We start from the raw sequence: 607 nt of genomic DNA, 5'->3' as shown, positions 1-607 counted from the left end.
AAGTAGGCGTGGGCCCGCTGCCAGAAGGCGGTGGCGGTTTCCTTCTTCTCGTCGGTGAGTATCTCGCTGTAGGCCAGGCGGGAGTGGTCGTCGACGGCGGTGTGGATGTACTGGTAGCCGACGCCGGACCTGGTCCTGCGGCCCGCCGGGCGGCCCAGGACTTTGTGGCCGCCGCCGTCGGGGATGTTCCCGAGTTTCTTGATGTCCACGTGCACCAGCTCGCCGGGGCGGTCGTGTTCGTAGCGGCGTATGACGCGGCCGGTGGCCCGGTCCAGATGCTTCAGGCGGGCCAGGCCGAAGCGGGTCAGGACCCGGTGCACGGTCGAGGGGGCCAGGTTCAGCAGGTGCGCGATGCGGGCTGGTCCCCAGCGCCGCAGGACTCTGACCTTGATGATCCGGCGTTCGGTTCGGGTCGCGGTCCGGCGCGGGCTGTGGTGCGGGCGGGAGGAGCGGTCGCTCATGCCGGCCTCGCCCGTGGCCCGGTAGCGGGTGGCCCACCGCTGGGCCGTGGTGGGCGAGACCTGGAAGCGTTCTGCCGCGCGTCGACGAGGCCAGCCGTCCTCGACCACGCAGCGGGCCAGACGCAGGCGGCCGGTCTCGGTCAGAG

General features: G+C 71.7%; 1 protein-coding gene. It reads right to left on the bottom strand.

Annotated elements, in window-relative coordinates:
• A partial coding sequence (locus RM844_RS32095) for a helix-turn-helix domain-containing protein (protein WP_311670976.1) occupies positions 1–605 on the bottom strand: 605 nt, incomplete at its 3' end.
• Positions 606–607: the final 2 nt, after the last annotated feature.

The organism is Streptomyces chisholmiae, from assembly GCF_031845445.1.
Classification (GTDB): Bacteria; Actinomycetota; Actinomycetes; order Streptomycetales; family Streptomycetaceae; genus Streptomyces; species Streptomyces chisholmiae.
The sequence above is the reverse complement of the archived record's forward strand: the minus strand, read 5'-3'. Positions and strand labels throughout refer to the sequence as shown.